Source organism: Pilosibacter sp. NGB245, from assembly GCF_057397225.1.
In genome coordinates, this window is the sequence record NZ_CM171584.1 from 1,385,545 (window position 1) to 1,404,893 (window position 19,349).

At 49.4% G+C, this 19,349-nt stretch carries 18 protein-coding genes and 1 tRNA gene; 16 read left to right on the forward strand and 3 right to left on the reverse strand.

Features of this window, described 5'->3' with window-relative positions; genetic code table 11:
- Nucleotides 1–4: 4 nt before the first annotated feature.
- Nucleotides 5–631 carry a sugar O-acetyltransferase gene (locus tag ACXMYH_RS06340; protein ID WP_486555722.1) on the reverse strand — a complete coding sequence of 209 codons (627 nt, stop codon included), beginning with the start codon at nucleotides 629–631 and terminating at the stop codon, nucleotides 5–7.
- A 324-nt stretch (nucleotides 632–955) separates the two neighbouring features.
- Between ACXMYH_RS06340 and ACXMYH_RS06345 the strand changes: the two genes are divergently transcribed.
- From ACXMYH_RS06345 to ACXMYH_RS06385, 9 genes are all read left to right on the forward strand, one after another.
- Complete coding sequence (locus ACXMYH_RS06345) at nucleotides 956–1,576, forward strand: TetR/AcrR family transcriptional regulator (protein WP_486555723.1); 621 nt, start codon at nucleotides 956–958, stop codon at nucleotides 1,574–1,576.
- Nucleotides 1,573–1,758, forward strand: a complete 186-nt coding sequence (locus ACXMYH_RS06350) for a cysteine-rich KTR domain-containing protein (protein WP_118297797.1) — start codon at nucleotides 1,573–1,575, stop codon at nucleotides 1,756–1,758. Before ACXMYH_RS06345 ends, ACXMYH_RS06350 begins: the two co-directional genes overlap by 4 nt.
- Nucleotides 1,759–2,015: 257 nt before the next feature.
- Nucleotides 2,016–2,528, forward strand: a complete 513-nt coding sequence (locus ACXMYH_RS06355; protein ID WP_405579782.1) for a hypothetical protein — start codon at nucleotides 2,016–2,018, stop codon at nucleotides 2,526–2,528.
- Between the two features lie 163 nt (nucleotides 2,529–2,691).
- A complete protein-coding gene (locus tag ACXMYH_RS06360; protein WP_118297799.1) occupies nucleotides 2,692–2,910 on the forward strand; it encodes a hypothetical protein in 219 nt (72 codons plus the stop codon).
- A gap of 273 nt (nucleotides 2,911–3,183) precedes the next feature.
- Complete coding sequence (locus tag ACXMYH_RS06365) at nucleotides 3,184–3,822, forward strand: DUF4317 family protein (RefSeq protein WP_118529581.1); 639 nt, start codon at nucleotides 3,184–3,186, stop codon at nucleotides 3,820–3,822.
- Between the two features lie 111 nt (nucleotides 3,823–3,933).
- Nucleotides 3,934–5,475, forward strand: coding sequence for a Y-family DNA polymerase (locus tag ACXMYH_RS06370; protein ID WP_486555724.1), 1,542 nt, complete (start codon nucleotides 3,934–3,936; stop codon nucleotides 5,473–5,475).
- On the forward strand, nucleotides 5,472–5,882 hold the full coding sequence (locus tag ACXMYH_RS06375) for a YolD-like family protein (protein WP_118529583.1): 411 nt from the start codon (nucleotides 5,472–5,474) through the stop codon (nucleotides 5,880–5,882). Before ACXMYH_RS06370 ends, ACXMYH_RS06375 begins: the two co-directional genes overlap by 4 nt.
- Before the next feature lie 408 nt (nucleotides 5,883–6,290).
- On the forward strand, nucleotides 6,291–7,472 hold the full coding sequence (locus ACXMYH_RS06380; protein ID WP_118605807.1) for an iron-containing alcohol dehydrogenase: 1,182 nt from the start codon (nucleotides 6,291–6,293) through the stop codon (nucleotides 7,470–7,472).
- Between the two features lie 561 nt (nucleotides 7,473–8,033).
- Nucleotides 8,034–8,876 (forward strand): DegV family protein, encoded by an 843-nt coding sequence (locus tag ACXMYH_RS06385; RefSeq protein ID WP_329751529.1) that lies wholly within the window; start codon nucleotides 8,034–8,036, stop codon nucleotides 8,874–8,876.
- Nucleotides 8,877–9,057: 181 nt separating this feature from the next.
- Here ACXMYH_RS06385 and mnmL read toward each other — a convergent pair whose 3' ends face one another.
- On the reverse strand, nucleotides 9,058–9,993 hold the full coding sequence (mnmL, locus tag ACXMYH_RS06390; RefSeq protein ID WP_486555725.1) for a tRNA modification radical SAM protein MnmL/YtqA: 936 nt from the start codon (nucleotides 9,991–9,993) through the stop codon (nucleotides 9,058–9,060).
- A gap of 365 nt (nucleotides 9,994–10,358) precedes the next feature.
- Here mnmL and ACXMYH_RS06395 point away from each other — a divergent pair, with 365 nt between their 5' ends.
- The 5 genes from ACXMYH_RS06395 to ACXMYH_RS06415 all read left to right on the forward strand — a co-directional run bounded on the left by ACXMYH_RS06395 (nucleotide 10,359) and on the right by ACXMYH_RS06415 (nucleotide 17,283).
- Nucleotides 10,359–11,645, forward strand: coding sequence for a galactokinase (locus ACXMYH_RS06395; protein ID WP_329751527.1), 1,287 nt, complete (start codon nucleotides 10,359–10,361; stop codon nucleotides 11,643–11,645).
- Complete coding sequence (locus ACXMYH_RS06400) at nucleotides 11,642–12,640, forward strand: TAXI family TRAP transporter solute-binding subunit (protein WP_486555726.1); 999 nt, start codon at nucleotides 11,642–11,644, stop codon at nucleotides 12,638–12,640. The genes ACXMYH_RS06395 and ACXMYH_RS06400 overlap by 4 nt, the downstream gene beginning before the upstream one ends.
- A gap of 32 nt (nucleotides 12,641–12,672) precedes the next feature.
- Nucleotides 12,673–13,611, forward strand: coding sequence for a DUF1177 domain-containing protein (locus ACXMYH_RS06405; protein ID WP_118529587.1), 939 nt, complete (start codon nucleotides 12,673–12,675; stop codon nucleotides 13,609–13,611).
- A 211-nt stretch (nucleotides 13,612–13,822) separates the two neighbouring features.
- Nucleotides 13,823–15,934: a C40 family peptidase gene (locus ACXMYH_RS06410; RefSeq protein ID WP_486555727.1), complete on the forward strand. Its 2,112-nt coding sequence runs from the start codon at nucleotides 13,823–13,825 to the stop codon at nucleotides 15,932–15,934.
- A gap of 197 nt (nucleotides 15,935–16,131) precedes the next feature.
- A complete protein-coding gene (locus ACXMYH_RS06415; protein ID WP_486555728.1) occupies nucleotides 16,132–17,283 on the forward strand; it encodes an N-acetylmuramoyl-L-alanine amidase family protein in 1,152 nt (383 codons plus the stop codon).
- A gap of 72 nt (nucleotides 17,284–17,355) precedes the next feature.
- Here the strand turns inward: ACXMYH_RS06415 and ACXMYH_RS06420 are convergent.
- Nucleotides 17,356–17,428: transfer RNA gene (locus ACXMYH_RS06420), tRNA-Ala, on the reverse strand.
- A 262-nt stretch (nucleotides 17,429–17,690) separates the two neighbouring features.
- On the opposite strand from ACXMYH_RS06420, the gene ACXMYH_RS06425 reads away from it, so the two are divergent.
- Both ACXMYH_RS06425 and ACXMYH_RS06430 read left to right on the forward strand, forming a co-directional pair.
- A complete protein-coding gene (locus tag ACXMYH_RS06425) occupies nucleotides 17,691–18,098 on the forward strand; it encodes a ribonuclease Z (RefSeq protein ID WP_118529588.1) in 408 nt (135 codons plus the stop codon).
- Between the two features lie 53 nt (nucleotides 18,099–18,151).
- On the forward strand, nucleotides 18,152–19,273 hold the full coding sequence (locus ACXMYH_RS06430) for a DNA/RNA non-specific endonuclease (RefSeq protein ID WP_486555729.1): 1,122 nt from the start codon (nucleotides 18,152–18,154) through the stop codon (nucleotides 19,271–19,273).
- Nucleotides 19,274–19,349: the final 76 nt, after the last annotated feature.

Below are 19,349 nucleotides of genomic sequence, written 5' to 3' on the forward strand. Positions count from 1 at the left end.
AGGCTCACTTGTTCTGCGCACATATCATCTCCCATGCTTCCTCATCGATCTCCTCCTCATGGAACAGTTTTCTTCTGTCGGTCTCGGTGATCCTGCGAATGACGCGACAGGGATTGCCGGCAGCGATCGACCAGTCAGGAATATCTTTTGTGACAACACTTCCGGAGCCGATCACAACGTTATTTCCGATGTGGACGCCTGGACACACGACGGTATTTCCGCCCAGCCAGACATTGTCCCCGATGGTAACTTCCTTCCCGTATTCGAACCCGGAATTGCGGGTATCCGGATGGATCGGATGTCCGGCTGTATAGATCGCAACATTCGGAGCCATCTGGCAGTTGTCACCGATTTTTACTTTTGCGACATCCAGGATCGTACAGTTGTAATTGGCATAAAAATTTTTCCCGACTTCAATATGGGAGCCGTAATCGCAGTAAAAAGGCGGATTGATCCAGGCATTTTCGGATTTCCCTAAAAGTTCTTTTACTGTCTCCGAAATCTCATCAAAATCGGAGCGGTCTGCAAAGTTAAGCTTTTGCAGGATCTTTCTGCATTTTGCCATTTCCTCCATGACACTCTGATCTGCGATGTACGCGATCTGCATGTCTCTTCTACGTTTCATGTCCATGTTTTGTTTTCCTTTCTACGCATATATAAATAAACGTTTTCATTGATTTTCATATCAGGATCTTCCATAATGATATAATAATCTCATAAGTATGACAATACCGGGTCATGGAAAGTTCGAAATAAAAGAATAAATAAAATGCGATATTTCGGAATCTATTTCCAGAGCCGGATTTACAACAAATCTGTTTTCGTACAAAGAAAGCACTATCGCTGCTGCAGTTTGAGGGGAGTGAAAAATAAAATGAAAACCTCTTGACAAGTAACCGATTGGTTACTATAATGCAAAGTAACCGAACGGTTACAAGAAACAAGGAGTCAGGTCATGGCTGGAGAGATGAAAGAACGAATTTTGGAGGCTGCCCTTGAGCTGTTCGCGCAGAGCGGATATTCGGGGACTTCCATGAATGATATCGCAAAGCAGCTGGGAATTACAAAGGGAGCTTTGTATAAGCACTACACGGGAAAACAGGAGATCCTGGACAGGATCGTGGAGCGGATGAATCAGATGGATTATGAGCGGGCGGAAGAGTACGAGATGCCGGAGACGGAGCCGGATGGTTTCGCGGAGGCGTATCTTCACACGCCGATCGGGATGATCCGTTCATATAGCATGGCGCAGTTTGCCCACTGGACGGAGGAACCGTTCGCGTCTAATTTCAGGAAGATGCTGACGCTGGAGCAGTATCGCAATCCGAAACTTGAAAAGCTGTATCATGATTATCTGGCGACCGGGCCAGCGGAGTATATGGCGGCGGTGTTTCGGAAGATGACGGACAGCGATGCGTCTGCCATGCAGCTTGCCCTGGAGTTTTATGGTCCGATGTTTCTGCTCTACAGCGTTTATGACGGCGCAGAGGAAAAAAGTGCAGTTTCCGGATTGCTGAGGGAACATATCGACCGTTTTATCAGGCGGATGGAAGCAGAGAGGATGGATGTAAAATGACAGAATATACAGGGCGGGAAAGATTCTGGATCCGATGTCCGGTGTGTGGGGCAAAAACACGTCTGCAGCTGCTTTGGGAGACGGAACTCAGGGCATTTCCGTTGTTCTGCCCGAAATGTAAAAGCGAAACATTGATCGATGCAAAAAATTATATGATCCAGGTTCAGGTTGAGCGCAAGTGAGACCTGATGTGTGATCCGGTTCAGTATAAGCTGACAAAATATTATGCCCCACCACATGGAAGAAGTGGTAGCCCAATTGGAACAAGAGAAAGAGCCAGACGCTAAGACGCAGTGCTGATCGAGAAATCGATCCCGCATTGTGTCTTTTTTTACGCGAACAACGAGACAAAGTCCGCGCTTGCGCGAGACCTTGGCGGTTGTCGCGATAAGAAGGGGAAACTCGCGAAGCATGTTTTTATTTGTTGGAGGAGAATCATATGGAGGCGATCATTTATACTACGAATACCGGCAGTGCAGAGCAATATGCCAAGATCCTGGCGCAGGAAACAGGACTTCCTGCATATTCAATGAAAGAGGCACAAAAAAAGATCCGACCAGGTGTAGACGTGATCTGCCTGGGCTGGATCATGGCAGGTACCATAAAAGGATATTCAGCGGCTGTCAGGCATTATCAGGTGCAGGCTGTCTGTGCCGTCGGAATGGGACGTACGGGAACGCAGACGGACGCTGTCCGGAAAAAGAACTGCATTCCAGGGGAGTGCCCGCTTTTTACCATACAGGGAAATTTTGATGTGAATAAGCTTCATGGGATGTACCGCATGATGATGGAGCTCATGATACGGACTGCGGGGAAAGCACTTGCGGGTAAGAAGGACCGCACAGCGGAGGAAGACGATATGTTGGATATGATGCTCCGCGGTGGTGAACGTGTACGGCGGGAAAATCTGATGGAAGTGTTGGAATGGTATCACTTACAAGAACACATTTGATCTTTGAGCGAAGCGGAGAGAGGTGATATTCCGCAGGCTGCAAGTGGATTGCCATAATTGACAATAATGATAATTATTACTGATTTTAGCTTGATAATGTCGCGGCAATATGGTATAATCACACCAGTTCAGAAAATAATATTGAAGAAAGGAAGTTATCAATATGCAGTATGCAATTGCGCATTTAGATCAGGACGGAAAGGCCGATTGTGACCAGAATCCGTATATCTCCGTAGATTTTGAGAATAATCTGGAGTCATGTCTTGAGGCAGCGAATATGATGGAAGACGAAGGATATCAGGAAGTGACACCGTTTATCCTGGAAGATGAAGGAAAGAGCGGCACATATACCTGGGAGTATGTGAGAATTCACACGATCTAAGAGATGGTAAGACAAAGGAAGATCCGACAGCGAATCATAACAATGATCCCCGCTGGCGGATCTTTTTGCGTTTTCCGTGCTTAAGCTATTGTGGCCAGAGAACTTTATGGGCAGAGAAGAAAAAACATAGAAAAGCTTGACGAACATATGTTCTGATTGTATAATAGGAGTATCGATCAAGAGAGAAATAAGAGAAATAAGTCGGAATAAAAATTTCGGAATACAGGAATAACAGAAAACAGGAATGGAAAAAAGAGAGGGCGGAGAAAATATATGGGTACGATCAACCGTGATGACATGCTGGAACTTACGAGGAGAATGACGTTAAAAAGAAACTGCTTTGACCGGATCGCCGGTGCGTATCTGGATAAAGATGGATTTGTGGACGGGACCTTTAATAAAAATTTCCGTCAGCTTTCCCTGCCGGATCAGCAAAAGAACCTTGATATCGCGAAGATGATCCCGTTTTCTGAAACGAATGTTGCGTTAAAGGAGTATGTTTTTGACCCGGAGGAGAAGAAGCAGGGGAGTGTATGGCAGCTGCTCTGTGCGCTTCGGGAGTGTGAGTTAAAGAATGATGCACTGCTGGATATTTTTTATGAGATGTTTGGGGAAAAGTATCAGGCGTCCGGGGATTATGCGGTATATTTCTTTCATGGGAACTATGATGTGCCGAGAAAGGCAAAGGATAAGGAGAGTCTATGGGAATCGGAGGAAGTTTACCGTTTCCTGATCTGTGCGGTATGTCCGGTGAGAGGGGATTATGAGCCTGGAATGCCGGTCTGCGGATTTATGTTTCCTGCGTTTAAAGACCGTGGACCTGATAATGGGCGGATCCAGGTATTTGAGGCGGATCCGGCGCGGCCGCACAGGGATTTTTTGCGGGTCCTTCTTCCTGTGAGTGCAAAATAAAAGAAGACAGAGAGGAATACTTCTACGAAGAGTTTGGTGGCTTAAAATAACAGGAATGCGCAGAAACTCTGAATAAGATTGTAGAAAAAACAATGGGAGGGGAGAATAGCAATGGCAGATACGACAGGCAGAGAAAACAGGATCTACGCTGCAATCGATCTGAAATCATTCTACGCCTCCGTCGAGGTTGTAGACAGAAATCTGGACCCAATGACGACAAATCTTGTCGTTGCAGATCGGAGCCGGACTTCGAAAACAATCTGTCTTGCGGTGTCGCCTTCCCTGAAAGCGTATGGGATTCCCGGGCGTGCCCGCCTTTTTGAGGTGGAGCAGAGAGTGTCGGAGGTGAACCGGGAGAGAAAGAAATACGCTCCCGGAGGAAAATTTACGGGAAGTTCCTGCGAGGCGAATGAACTGGCAGCAAGACCGGATCTCGCCCTGGATTTTATCGCCGCGCCGCCGCGGATGGCGCACTACATGAAAATCAGTTCGATGATCTACCAGATCTATTTAAAATATATAGCTCCGGAAGATATTCATTCGTACTCGATCGATGAGGTGTTTATCGACCTGACTTCGTATCTGGAAACGTATCATGCGACGGCCCACGAATTGACAGTCCAAATGATCCGTGAAATTCAGAAACAGACAAAGATCATGGCGACAGCCGGGATCGGAACAAATCTTTACCTCTGCAAGATCGCTATGGATATCATGGCGAAGCATATCGAGCCGGATGCGGACGGAGTCCGGATCGCAGAACTGGACGAGATGAGCTACAGAAGAAATCTGTGGGATCACCGCCCACTGACGGATTTCTGGCGCGTGGGACGTGGATATGCGAAAAAGCTGGAAGAGCGGGGAATTTATACGATGGGGGATATCGCAAGGTGTTCACTCGGAAGTGACGGGGATTATTATAATGAAGATCTTCTGTACCGGCTGTTCGGAGTCAATGCGGAACTTCTGATCGATCACGCCTGGGGATATGAACCGTGTACGATCGCGGACGTTAAGGCATATAAACCGGAAAATCACAGTGTCGGATCGGGACAGGTTCTCGCCTGCCCTTATACCGTTGAAAAAGCGAAACTTGTTGTCCGGGAGATGGCAGACCTTCTGGCGCTGGATCTTGTGGATAAGAAACTGACGACGGATCAGGTGGTCCTGACGGTGGGGTACGATATCGAGAACCTGACAGATCCGAAACGAAAGGGAAATTATGGCGGTGAGATTGTTACCGACCGTTACGGGAGAAGAATCCCGAAACATGCCCATGGTTCTAAAAATCTTGGCGGACATACTTCTTCCACAAAGCGGATCACGGACGCAGTGATGTCTCTTTACGATGAGATCATGAATCCGAAACTTCTGGTGCGGCGGATCGCGCTCTCTGCAAACCATGTTGCCTGTGAGGGAGCGGAGCAAAAGAAGGAAACGTACGAACAGTTGGATCTCTTTACTGATTACGGAGCGCAGCTGGAACAGAAAAAGAAGGAAGCGGAAGATCTGGCACGGGAAAAACGGATGCAGCAGGCGGTTCTGGAGATCAAGAAAAAGTTCGGAAAAAACGCGATCCTAAAGGGAATGAACCTGGAAGAGGGAGCGACAGCGGTAACCAGAAACAGCCAGATCGGAGGTCACAAGGCATGAGTGCGTGGGAGACATACAGAGATATCATTGATCTTCCATATCCGACAAGGTCAAGGCATCCCCGGATGCCGATCGGGGACCGGGCAGCCCAGTTTGCTCCATTTGCGGCACTCACCGGTTTCGGGGCGGTCCTGAGGGAGACGGAACGGATCACGGAAAAGCGGATCGAGCTAGATGAATATGAAAAAGAGAAGCTGGATGAGAAAATACGGCTGATATTGGAAGAGAAGGAGATTCACCCTGAAATTACGGTGACCTTCTTCGTCCCCGATGAAAAAAAGGATGGCGGTGCATATGTGACAGCCTCGGGGCATATAAAAAGAGTGGACGAGGCGGAGCAGCTGCTGATCCTGGAAGAGGGAGACAAGATCCCGATGGAAGATATTTATGAAATCTCGCGAGTGTAAAAAAGAGGTTTTGCAGGTCTGTATCATCGGAATACTGAGAAGGAGAAAATGCCTGTGAGCCCCGAATCTGAACAAATGATCGGTCTGCTGAGTTATGCAAGGCATATGAGAGAGTACAGTTAGGAAAATACGATCAGTCAAGTTGCTGTGGAATGAAAAAAACTGACAAGCAATTATAAGACTGAAAAAAGAACAGACTGCTTTATATAGAAAGTAAAGCTAAAACACATAAAAATATCAGAATATAAACCGGGAATCGCTTGCGTTAATTATTTAACAATGATATAATACTCTCAAAGGGAAAAGGAAACCAGGCAGGATATTCGCCAGATCTTTTTCGCTCAATATGCGATATAAACACTGCATCAATGTCTGAAAGGACAGCTTTGTGAAAGGAGAACGGAACATATGGCAAGATTTACATTACCGAGAGATATTTATCACGGAAAAGGATGTCTGGAAGAGTTAAAGAATCTGAAGGGCAAAAAAGCATTCCTTGTTGTCGGCGGTGGTTCCATGAAGCGCCAGGGATTTCTTGACAAGGCGGTTAATTATTTAAAAGAAGGCGGAATGGAAGTCGAGGTTTTTGAGGGGGTTGAGCCGGATCCGTCCGTAGAGACAGTTATGAGAGGCGCGGAAGCAATGCGCAAGTTCGAACCGGACTGGATCGTATCGATGGGCGGTGGTTCCCCGATCGACGCGGCGAAGGCGATGTGGGCCTTCTACGAGTATCCGGAAACAACATTCGAAGATCTGATCACTCCGTTTAGCTTCCCGGAACTGAGACAGAAGGCGAAATTCGCTGCGATCCCGTCTACTTCCGGTACAGCCACAGAGGTGACTGCGTTCTCCGTTATCACGAATTATCAGACAGGCGTGAAATATCCGCTTGCCGACTTTAATATTACTCCGGATGTTGCGATCGTGGACCCGGATCTCGTTATGGGACTTCCGGTCAAACAGGTTGCATATACCGGTATGGATGCCCTGACACATGCGATCGAGGCCTATGTCTCCACATTGAACGGACCGTTTACAGATCCGCTGGCACTCCAGGCGATCGAGATGGTTCTTGAATATCTGCCGGCATCCTACAACGGAAATAAGCATGCGAGAGAAGAGATGCACTACGCACAGTGTCTCGCGGGAATGGCATTCTCCAACGCACTTTTAGGAATCGTGCATTCCATGGCTCACAAGACAGGTGCTGCTTTCTCCACCGGACATATCCCGCACGGATGTGCAAATGCGATCTATCTTCCGTATGTGATTCAGTATAATGCGAAAGATACGGTTGCGGCTGATCGTTACGCGGAGATCGCGAGAAGAATGGGATTGGAAGGAAGATCCAGACAGGCACTGATCAACAGTCTCTGTGCTAAGATCAATGAATTCAACGAGAAGTTGAATATTCCGAAGACATTAAAAGAATTCGGCATCAATGAGGATGAGTTCAAGGAGAAGGTAGATCATATCGCAGAACTTGCCGTCGGTGATGCATGTACCGGCTCCAACCCGAGACCGATCGATCCGGCGGCGATGGCGAAACTGCTTACCTGCACTTATTATGGAACAGAAGTTGACTTCTGATCCATGGAAGTATGACTGGAATCACTGCGCGTACCCGAACGCTGTTTATCCCGGGCGGGAGATTTTCGCAGAGATGAAATAACGGTCGCTCCCTATCTGAAGAAGATGGGAATGATCGGATCGAGAAAAGATGTGTAAAAAGTGATCCTGACACTTGCGGACACACGTTGATATGCTCCCTGCCAGACAGACAAGAGAAATGATAACACCTGTTTGTCCGGCAGGGAATTTTTTTACGCGAACAACGAGCCAAAGTCCGCGCTTGCGCGAGACCTTGGCGACTGTCGCGATAACAAGGGGAAACTCGCGAAGCGTGTTTTCACTTGTTACCTGGAAACCGTTGTTGTACATGGCAGAAAGTTTCTGAACTGAAAATTCCGTATGATACCGTTGCGGCTGCAGATTTTGCCAATTCAGAATACGAAGCGTCGGCAAAATACTGTCATCCTATTGACTTTCTATAAAAGCCACTCTATAATATATGGTATTGAATACTACATCACGGGGAATGAATAAAAATATATCAGAGCCGTGATAGGAAATAGAGCTGGAGGAAGCAGTATGAATTATAGAATTATCGGGGACAGCTGTATGGATCTTACAGAAGAGCAGAGAAAAGATCCGCATTTTACATTGATCCCGTTTACGCTGATGGTGGAAGATCACCAGTTTATCGATGATGAGAATTTTGACCAGAAGCGTTTTCTTCAGATCGTAAAGGAGAGCCCGGAATGCCCGAAGACCGCTTGCCCGTCTCCGGAGACATTTAAGGATGCTCTTTGCTGTGAGGAGGAGAATGTCTTTATTATCGCGATCTCTTCCCACTTAAGCGGATGCTACAACAGTGCGGTTCTTGCGAAGAATCTCTATGAGGAAGAGTTCGGAACTGGAAAGAAGAATATCGCGGTGATCGATTCTGAGTCGGCTTCCACGGGAGAGGTAAATCTTGCGCTTTATATCCAGGAACTGTGTGAGCAGGAGCTCCCGTTTGATGAGATCGTGAAGAAAGCACTGGAATACCGCGACAGACAGAAGACATATTTCGTTCTTGAGACACTCGATACGCTGAGAAAGAACGGACGTCTCACAGGACTTCAGGCATTCTTCGCAACAAAGTTAAATATCAAGCCGGTCATGGGCGCAGATCACGGTGTGATCATCAAGCTCGATCAGGCCCGCGGTATTCAGAAAGCGCTTCAGAGAATGGTGGAGATCGTCGTAAAAGAGGCAGGAACAACGGAAGATAAACGCCTTACGATCGCACACTGCAATGCACCGGAGCGCGCGCAGTATGTGAAAGAAAAGTTTGAGCAGACTGCAAAATTCAAGGAGATCATCGTGACGGAGATGGCCGGTCTTGCAACGGTCTACGCGGGAGACGGCGGAATTATCGCGGCGGTATAAAATTAACAATAAAACCAAAGGACGTGTCTATGACAGACGGGAATCACATGCTTTGTAATGAAATGACTGACTGTGGATCAGAACAATGAAGGAAAGCAGCAACCGTTTTGAAAAACATTAAAAGTCTGGTTTTCAGTGGGAAAAAGAAATTTTCTCTCATGAAAACCGGACTTTTTTGCACTTACAAAAGCCCCATTCCCTGATAGATTTTCTGCTCCTTCAGATATTTCACGATCGAATTCAAAACAAGCCGCTTGTTTCCACTCCATTCCGGCGCAATGAGCAGAGACTTCGGTCCGTCCCCGCTGATCCTGTGGATCACGGTATCGGGCGGGAGGATTTTCAGACAGTCTCCGATGAGCTCCAGATATTCCGGCAGCTCCATCGTGCGAAAAGCGCCGGAACGGTAGAGAGCTGCGAGATCAGTGCCTTTTAAGACGTGGAGGAGCTGCAGCTTGATCCCGTCCACATGCAGAGCTCCGAGATATCGGACGGTTTTAAGCATCTGCTCTTTCGATTCTCCAGGGAGCCCGAGGATCACATGGACGATCACGGTGAGGCCCGCAGCTTTTAATCTGCGGTACGCATCCTCAAAGACAGGAAGCTCATATCCCCGGCGGATGAGTTTTGCTGTATCCTCGTGGATCGTCTGCAGTCCAAGCTCCACCCATACCGGTTTTTTCCTGTTTAATTCTGCCAATAATTTCACCGTCCCATCCGGCAGACAGTCCGGTCTTGTCCCGATGGAAAGACCGCAGATCTCCGGGAAAGAGACAGCCTCAGTGAAAAGCTGTTCCAGATAAGGGAGCGGAGCATATGTGTTCGTGTAAGACTGGAAGTAGGCGATGTAGGAATTGTCATTTCCGGATATCTTGCGTCTGACACGGGTTTTTGCGAGATCCATCTGTTCCTTAAGGGAAGAGGTGCGTTTTTCCGCGAAATCCCCGGATCCTCCGGCGCTGCAGAAGATACAGCCGCCTGTGCCGAGTGTTCCGTCGCGGTTCGGGCATGTCATGCCGCCGTCTAAGGAGATCTTATAGATTTTTTTTCCAAATTGCTTCTTTAATTCATAGTCGAGAGAGTGGTACGGTTTTCCGCCCCAGTCGGTTTGCAACATATATAAAATCCTTTCTGATTCATGTTCATTTAAGTTGAATGCGCGTGAGGCCTGACGCATGAGCCGGACCAGCGTGAGCGGCTTGCTCACCGCCTGAAAGATATGGAAGCTTATCACGACGAAGATAAAGTTTTCCTTGCAACACATATAAGAAGTATTATATAATAATAGAAAGTTTCTTTTCAATCGGATTTTGCTGCATTTCACTGGAACATACCGTAAAAAAGAAAATTTTTCATGAAGAAAAGCGAAAAAAAGAATTTGTTATCGCGACAGTCGCCAAGGTCTCGCGCAAGCGCGAACTTTGGCTCGTTGTTAGCGTAAACAAAATATCCGCAGAGCGGATCGAAAAGGAGATTGGGGTTATGGATAGAGAAGCTGCAAAAAAAGCATTACAGAGCGAGAAAGCGTCCGGATTTTTTAAGGAGATGTACGGAACCGGCGCCGCTGAGAATGAGAAGCGCTATGAGCATGTTCTCGAGGAATTCGGACAGGCGTTTGGGGAGAAGAATGTAAGCATGTTTACCTCCGCAGGCCGTACCGAGATCAGTGGAAACCATACGGACCACAACAACGGAAAGGTCCTGGCCGGAAGTATCAATCTGGACTGCGTAGCCTGTGCGGCAGCAAACGGAACCGACGAGATCCACATTATCAGTGAGACATACAACCAGAAATTCACGATCAATATCAATAACTTAAAGCCGAGCGACAAGATGGCGGGGACTATCGATCTGACAAAAGGAATGCTGGCAGGTTTCCAGGAGATGGGATATCAGATCGGCGGATTCGATGCCTACATTACGAGCAACGTGATCAGCTCCGCCGGGGTCAGCTCCTCCGCATCCTATGAGATGCTGATCTGCTCCATGATCAACGAATTCTTTAATGACGGCAAAGTGGACGTCGTTACATATGCCCATGTCGGCAAATATGCGGAGAACAAATACTGGAACAAGGGATCAGGACTTCTCGACCAGATGGCATGTGCGGTCGGCGGCATGATCACGATCGACTTCAAGAACCCGTTAAAACCGGCCGTTGAGAAGATCGATTATGATTTCGGCGCGCAGGATCACAGTCTGATCATCGTCCAGACAGGAAAGGGACATGCAGACTTGAGTGAAGAGTATTCCTCAATCCCGAATGAGATGAAACGCGTGGCAGCCGTGTTCGGCAAAGAGTTCTGCGCGGACATCACGGAAAAAGAAGTGATCGACAACGCAGAAAAAGTGAGAAAAGAGGCGGGCGACCGCGCATTTTTACGTGCACTCCACTTCTTTGAGGAGAACAAGCGCGTGGAGAAAGAAGTAAAGGCTTTAAAGGAGAACCGCTTCGACGAATTCCTGGATCTGATCACGGAATCCGGAAATTCCTCCTGGAAATGGCTCCAGAACTGTTATGTTCCGGGCTCTGAGGAGCAGGGGATCACATCCGCGCTGGCTCTCACGGAGTTATTTATCAAGGAGAAAGGCTGCGGCGCATGCCGTGTTCACGGAGGCGGATTCGCAGGCGTTATCATGGCGATGCTGCCGAACCGTGTGGCTGATGAGTACATCACCTATATCGAAAAGGCCATGGGACCGGGAAGTGCGTACCGCATGAGCATCCGCCCGTATGGCGCTGTCTGCGTGGACGGATATATCGCATGATGAAAATGCTGAAAAACAGGAAGAAACGGGTGTGTGCGGGAATGGCGGCTCTTCTTGCCGCGTCCTGCGTGCTGTCCGCATGTTCGAAGAAGGAGTCTGATGCTCAGGAGACACGGAAACTCATTATGGGGACTTTCACTGAGGACAGCGTGATGGACCGGGCCGGAAAAGCCGTGGCGGCGACCATCAGCAACACAGTTCCGGGGATCTATGTGGAGACATGGCCGTCGAAAGGCGCCTATGTGAGTATGGATCATCTGTTTGACGGAACGTATGATCTGGTGATCGTTCCGGCGGGGGCGGCTCTGGAGGCATACACGGGAACCGGAGCGTGCGAAGGCGAAAAGAAGGAAAAACTCCGCGCGATCGCGGCCTGTTACCCGATCGTCTCCACCTGGGCATCCCCGAAAGAACTGGGACTTTCTGAGGTACAGGAGTTAAAGGGACATCCGCTCGCGGCCGGAAATGAAGGTTCTGAGACTGCAAAAGTGTCCGGGGAAGTGTTTGACGTTCTGGGGATCAATGAGGAAAATTCCGAGATCTGGTACTACGGGATCAAAGGGGGAGCCGACGGGATCCGCGACCAGTGGGCGGACGGGATCCATGCGTTCACGGAGAGTCCGGTTTCAGCTTATAAGGATCTGGCATCGGAGAACAGGATCCGCTTTTTATCCTATACGGACGAAGAGCTGGATGCGATCCTGGCCGGACACCCGGAGTACAGTAAGATCACGATCCTGGCGGAAACCTACGAAAACCAGGATGAGGAGATCACGACATTTTGCGAGAAAGTCCTGGTCTGTGTCTCTGCGGACATGGACGAGAAACTTGCCCATGAGATCGCCTGGGCGCTGGAGGTCAACGGACCTGTGTATACAGCCGGACAGGATTTCATGCGGGCAATGGATGACAAAGAATTCCGTGCACTGGATCTCCCGGTCCCGCTTCATGACGGGGCTCGGCGGTACTATGAGGAACAGGGCTATTTTAAATAATGGAAATAAGACCAGGAAAAGGAGGATGTTTTATGCTTTATAAAGAATTGATCGAATTGTTTGATATTCTGGACAGTGCGTCAGCGTCCGGCAGCGAAGTGGTAGAGTATCTGAAAGCCATCAACCCGATGTGCCAGGCGGAGACATATCCATTGGCGGGACCGAACGGTCACACGGACATGGTGCGGATCCTGATCCCCGGGAAGAACGGAAAGTCGAAAGGCGGAAGTGCGGGAACGATCGGGATCCTCGGACGTCTCGGAGGACTTGGCGCGAGACCTGACCAGACAGGATTTGTCTCGGACGGCGACGGTGCACTGACAGCACTCGCAGTAGCTGCAAAACTTCTGAGAATGCAGACAAAAGGCGATTTCCTTGAGGGGGACGTTTTCGTCTCCACGCATGTCTGCCCGGATGCACCGACGGTTCCACATGAACCGGTGCCGTTTATGAACTCCCCGGTGGAGACATGGCAGGTAAATAAGGAGGAGGTGACGGATGACCTGGATGCAGTCCTCGTCGTGGATACCACAAAGGGCAACCGGATCATCAATCACCGCGGTTTTGCGATCTCCCCGACCGTATGTCAGGGATATATCCTGAGGGTCAGCGAAGATCTTCTCGATGTCATGCAGATGACGACCGGAAAGCTGCCCTACGTATTTGCGCTGACGCAGCAGGACATCACGCCGTATGGAAACGGGATCTTCCACCTGAACAGCATCCTGCAGCCTGCGACAGCCACCAAAGCGCCGGTGGTGGGCGTGGCGATCACTACCGAGACTATTGTTGCCGGATGCGCAACAGGATCTATGCACATGGAGGACCTTGACGACGCGGCGCGCTTCATGATCGAGGCGGCGAAGGCGTTCGGAAAAGGAAAACTTGAGTTTCTTGACCGGGAGGAGTTTGAGCGGATCAAGTCTCTCTACGGCAGCATGGAACATTTCCAGACGCTGGGTAAGAATTAAAAATAGGCGAATTCCGGCAGAAAATCCAGATTTTTAAGAAAATTGAAATAAAATTATTATAAATCCCGGTGGAAAAAATTTGACAGGCTCCGCCGGGATTGTTACAATTACGGGTAGAGTAAAAAAGAGGTAAATGATGTGACGGTAAAAGGATGAAGCCGTTACGAAAAGATATGAAAACCGTCCATGGGGCGGATGATGGAGAACATACATGTCAGACAGAGAAATGATGGAAGAAACAGAAAAGGAAGATCCGGTGAGCGTGGATAACGCAGCGCAGGAGGATCAGATTACGGAAGTTCCGGCAGATGAAACTGTCGGGCAGAACGCGGAGCAGCCGTCAGGCGGCAATACGGCGGAACAGTCTCCTCAGATGCAGACGGAGTCTGTACCACAGGAAGCGGATCAGCAGCCGGATGATACTGCAGCGCAGGGACAGGAAACGGAGCCGGAGAATGAAAAATCTGAGACTCTGGGAGCGGATCAGGCAGAAACTGCTGAAGCAGAGCATGAGCCGGTACATAGGACACGTTCGGAACGAAGTTCAGGAACTCACAGAAGCAGACAGCCTGAACGCCCGAAGAAGGATCATCAGGCGAGCCAGCGCGACAATATCCTGAGACTTCGCGAGATCAAGAAGAAAAAAGCGGCGATGCCGTATATGAAGATCCTGGCAGCAGGCGGTACGGCTGTTGCGATCGTTGCAGTTGTCGCAGTCGCGGGAACCATGATCAAAAACCATAAAGACACGTTTGGCGGCATGAAGGTCGAGACGGCAGCGGCTTCTTTGGAGACGACCGAGGCGGTATCCGAGAGCGGAGAAGAGAAAAATATCGTTCTCGAGACAACGCTTTCCGCCGAGGAGATCGAATCAAAAGAATTCGAAAAGACGGTTCAGAGTATCGTGGACAGCTATGCAAATCTCGGTATCGCGGAGGTTTCCGGATATCTGAACGTCAGAAAGACGCCGGAGAGCTTCGGAGAGGTTGTCGGAAAACTTCCGAAAGGCGGTGCCTGCGAGATCCTGGATACTTCGACAGAAGGATGGTATAAGATCTCATCCGGCGGTGTGACGGGATATGTGAGTTCCCAGTATGTCTACACAGGGGATGAGGCGAAGAAACTGGCTGCTGAAAACGTGGCGGAACGCGCCGTGATCGATGCGGATAAGTTAAATGTCCGTTCCGAGCCGAAGGCGGATGCCGACGTGGTGGACCAGGTATTCAAGAATGAGCGATGCGACATCAAGAGCCAGCAGGACGGCTGGATCCAGATTTCCGACGGATATATCTCCGCGGATTATGTCACGGTAAAATATGCCCTGGATGAAGCGATCAAGCAGGATATGAGACAGACCGTCTTAAGCCTCTATGATAACCTCGGTGTTTCCAATGTATCGAACTACCTGAACGTCCGTGATAACCCGGATGAGACGAAGGGCAAGATTATCGCGAAGCTGCCGAGCAATGCGGGATGTGATATCCTCGACACATCGACTGCAGGATGGCTGAAGATCCGTTCCGGAAATATCACCGGTTATGTCAAATCCGAGTATATCCTGACCGGACAGCAGGCGAAAGATAAAGCTCTCCAGGTTGCAAAACTGATGGCGATCTCCAATACGGACGGTGTCAATGTCCGGACGGAGCCGAATACGAACTCTTCGATCTACACACAGATCTCCAACAGTGAGCGATTCCTTGTCGCGGATCAGCAGGACGGCTGGGTCAAGATCGAGATCGATGATCAGGATGCATACCTGTCCAGTGACTACGTGGATGTTAAGTATGGTCTTGAAGAGGCGATCAAGTACACACCGGTTGTTGAAGTTGCGGATACCTCTAACAGTAAGAGCAATACGAAGAACAGCACCGGAAAGAGCAGTTCCAGCTCCAAGAGCAGCGGAAAGAAGAGCAGTGCAAATGACGGAGCGGCCGGATCGAAGTCCGGAAGCGTTTCCTCCAAGCGTGCGCAGATCGCGAACTATGCGGTACAGTTCGTCGGAAACCGCTATGTATACGGCGGAACGAGCCTGACAAACGGAACAGACTGCTCCGGATTCACGATGTCCGTCATGGCGAAGTTTGGTGTTTCCCTGCCGCATAACTCCGGTGCACAGTCCGGAAGCGGAAAGTCGATCACATCGAGCCAGATGCGTCCGGGCGACCTTGTATTCTACTCCGGAAGCGGCGGAATCAACCATGTAGCTCTCTACATCGGTAATGGTCAGGTGTGCCATGCGTCCAATGCGAAATCCGGTATCAAGATCTCCACATGGAATTATCGTACACCTGCGAAGATCGTGAACGTATTAGGAGACTAAAAGTTATACGATCAAAAATATAAATCAGAATAAACAGTCCGGTAGAGATACCGGGCTGTTTATCTTAGGCAGATCAGACGGAGACAGACGCTTTGCAAAGGCGCACATGGTCCGGGGACAATGGATCACGTGCAGAGGTTCATGTATATTTAAACGGAAGAAAAACGGGGTGCCTTTTGAGGCAGGAAAGGAAAAAAATGAGAAAACAGAAGCGATTTAAAACATTAAAACCAGTCCTGTGTGCGGGACTGTTCACGCTGTTTGCGATGACAATGCCGATGACCGCTCTTGCGGACACCGTTTATGTGAACGCTTCCAAATTAAACTACAGAAGCCAGCCATCGACAGCTTCCGGAAAGGTGCTTGGAACCTTATCGAGAGGGACCGAGGTTTCAAGAGTAAAAAATAACGGAGAGTGGAGCGAAATCCAGGTGGGAGGTTCCAAAACAACGGTCTATGTGGCAAGCCGTTACCTGACGGCCAGCAAACCGCAGGCGGGAAACGGCTCAACGAGTACGGCAGCCGGAGGTACGGCTGCAGTCTCCGCAGATGGAACCGTTTCGGTCCCGGATTCCTTAAAAGCGTACGTGGACAAGGCATGGCAGGTCGGAATGAACTCCGGTTGGAAATATGCGGATTTTTCGGCGATCAACAGCGGACATGCGGTTTACTATCACAATGGAACAGCAAATAGAAAAAATAAAGTGATCGCCGTGAACGCCGGTCATGGAACATCCGGCGGTGCGAGTGTCAAGACCTACTGTCACCCGGATAAGACTGCGAAGGTGACGAGCGGAACGACATCGGCCGGAGCGACAAAGGCTGTCGCGGTATCCGGCGGAATGACATTTGCGGACGGAACAGCGGAGAGCACGGTGACACTCCGGATGGCACAGATCTTCCGCGACAAGCTTCTCGCGGCGGGATATGATGTCCTGATGATCCGGGACGGAAAGGATGTCCAGCTCGATAATGTGGCGAGAACCGTGATGGCGAATAACACGGCAGACTGCCACATCGCCCTTCACTGGGATTCGACAAAAAAGGACAAAGGCGCCTTCTATATGAGTGTGCCGAATAATGCCGCTTACCGCGCGATGGAGCCGGTAAAATCCCATTGGGAGTCCCACAATAAGCTTGGAGGTGCGCTGGTTTCCGGATTGAAACAGAACGGAGTGAAGATCTTTTCTTCCGGCTCCATGGAGATGGATCTGACCCAGACTTCCTACTCTACGATCCCGAGTATCGATATTGAGCTTGGAGACGGAGCTTCCGCCCATGATGACGCGACGTTGGGCAAACTGGCAGACGGACTTGTGGCAGGGGTGAACAGCTTTTTTGTTCCATAGAAAATTCCGATGGAACAAAAATAACAGAGGTGATAACAAAAACACCATCCGGAAAACGGATGGTGTTTTTTATGGACCTGATCGGATTCGAACCGACGACCCCCACAATGCGAATGTGGTGCGCTCCCAACTGCGCTACAAGCCCGTTTATGAAATTGTGAGATGTCTGAAATCTCTCAACGGTCTTATTATCGCACCGAAGGAAGATTATGTCAAGAATTTTTGATGGAAAGTCAGAAAAATTCTTCATGTGAAAATTCTGTATCTGTCTGTTTCTACCCTGGATTCCGCTGCTGAAAGGAACTTTACAAAAGAAAAAGGAATCGAACATACGGTTGCCTGCAAGGCGGAAATGTGGTAGAATACGGGATAGGATCGAAAGATATGATACAAGGGGAGGGGAGCATATGATACTGATCGTATGTGTGGATGACCATAACGGGATGATGTTCAATCACCGCAGACAGAGCCAGGACCGGATCCTGCGCGGGGATATCCTGGAGCTGACAGAAGGAAAAATCCTGTGGATGGATGCCTATAGTAAAAAGCAGTTCGTGGAAGAAGGGATGACGCAGATCCGTGTGGAGGAAGATTTCCTGCAGAAAGCGGGCGAAGGTGAATTCTGCTTTGCGGAAGATGCGGATCTTTCCGGGGAGGAAGAGCGGATACAGGAAATCTATCTGTACCGGTGGAACCGGGATTACCCTGCGGATGTGTATTTCCCGGTCGATCTTTCAGGATGGAACTGTGTAGAAACGAAAGAGTTTGCCGGTTCGTCCCATGAAAAGATCACGAGAGAACGTTATGTGAGGTAAATCTTTCAGAGGGAAGAACGGAATAGAATCATGACATCGGAGGAAAATGACAGATGAGGAAAAATTTAAGAAAATGGCTGCTCGGCGTGATCGCCGCGGTATCACTCGCGGTAACTGCCTGCCAGGGCGCGGATGTCGCGTCGGGAGCAGGCGCGGCGGCTGATATTGCACAGGCAGCAGGAAATATTCTGGGAGATCTTGCGGAATCAAAAGCATCCGGAGCGGGCAGTGATCAGTCAGGAAAAAGCAATTCCGGCTCATCGAAAACGAGCGGAAGTTCCGGAACCTTCCAGTTATCGGATATTCCGGAATATTCCGGATCACCGTATGTTGCGGTCAATGGAAATGTTCCGTATTTTTCGGAGAGCGATCTCACGGATGTCTCCTTTGAGAGCTACAGTGACCTCGATGCGCTGGGACGATGCGGCGTGGCATACGCTTCGGTAAGTACGGATACGATGCCGACGGAAAAACGCGGCTCGATCGGGGAGGTCAAGCCGACGGGCTGGCACAATAAGAAGTATGACTTCGTGGATGGAAAATATGTGTATAACCGCTGCCATCTGATCGGATACCAGCTGACGGCGGAGAATGCAAATGAGAAGAACCTGATCACCGGAACAAGATATCTGAATGTTCAGGGAATGCTGCCGTTCGAAAACCTGACAGCCGACTATGTAAAAGAAACCGGGAACCATGTGCTCTACCGGGTGACGCCGATCTTTGAGGGAGACAATCTCCTGGCCTCCGGCGTTCTGATGGAAGCGGAGTCGGTGGAGGACGATGGAGACGGTGTCCTGTTCTGTGTTTATGTCTATAATGTCCAGCCGGGCGTTGCGATCGACTATGCGACCGGGGATAACTGGCTGGCGGAAGATGGAGGTGCCGGAAGCGCAGCTGCTGCAGGCAGCGGGAATAGCAGCGCTTCCGAAAATGGCGCAAATACTTCTTCGTGCGGAAAGAACACGTCCGCGGGCAGTTCCGGCAGTACAGTTTCGAAAACATCTGATTCGGAGAGCGGTACCTACATCCTCAATACAAAGACCATGAAGTTCCACCGCCCGGATTGTACCTCTGTCGAGAAGGTCAAGGCGGAAAATAAGGAAGAGTATACGGGAAAACGGTCGAAATTGATCGAAGAGGGATATGAGGCTTGTAAGAGTTGTAAGCCGTAGGAGATAAAAGAATATCGGGAGAATGACGAACTGGTTTTGTGTGCAGAGAATGTACATAAAACCAGTTTTTTGTTTA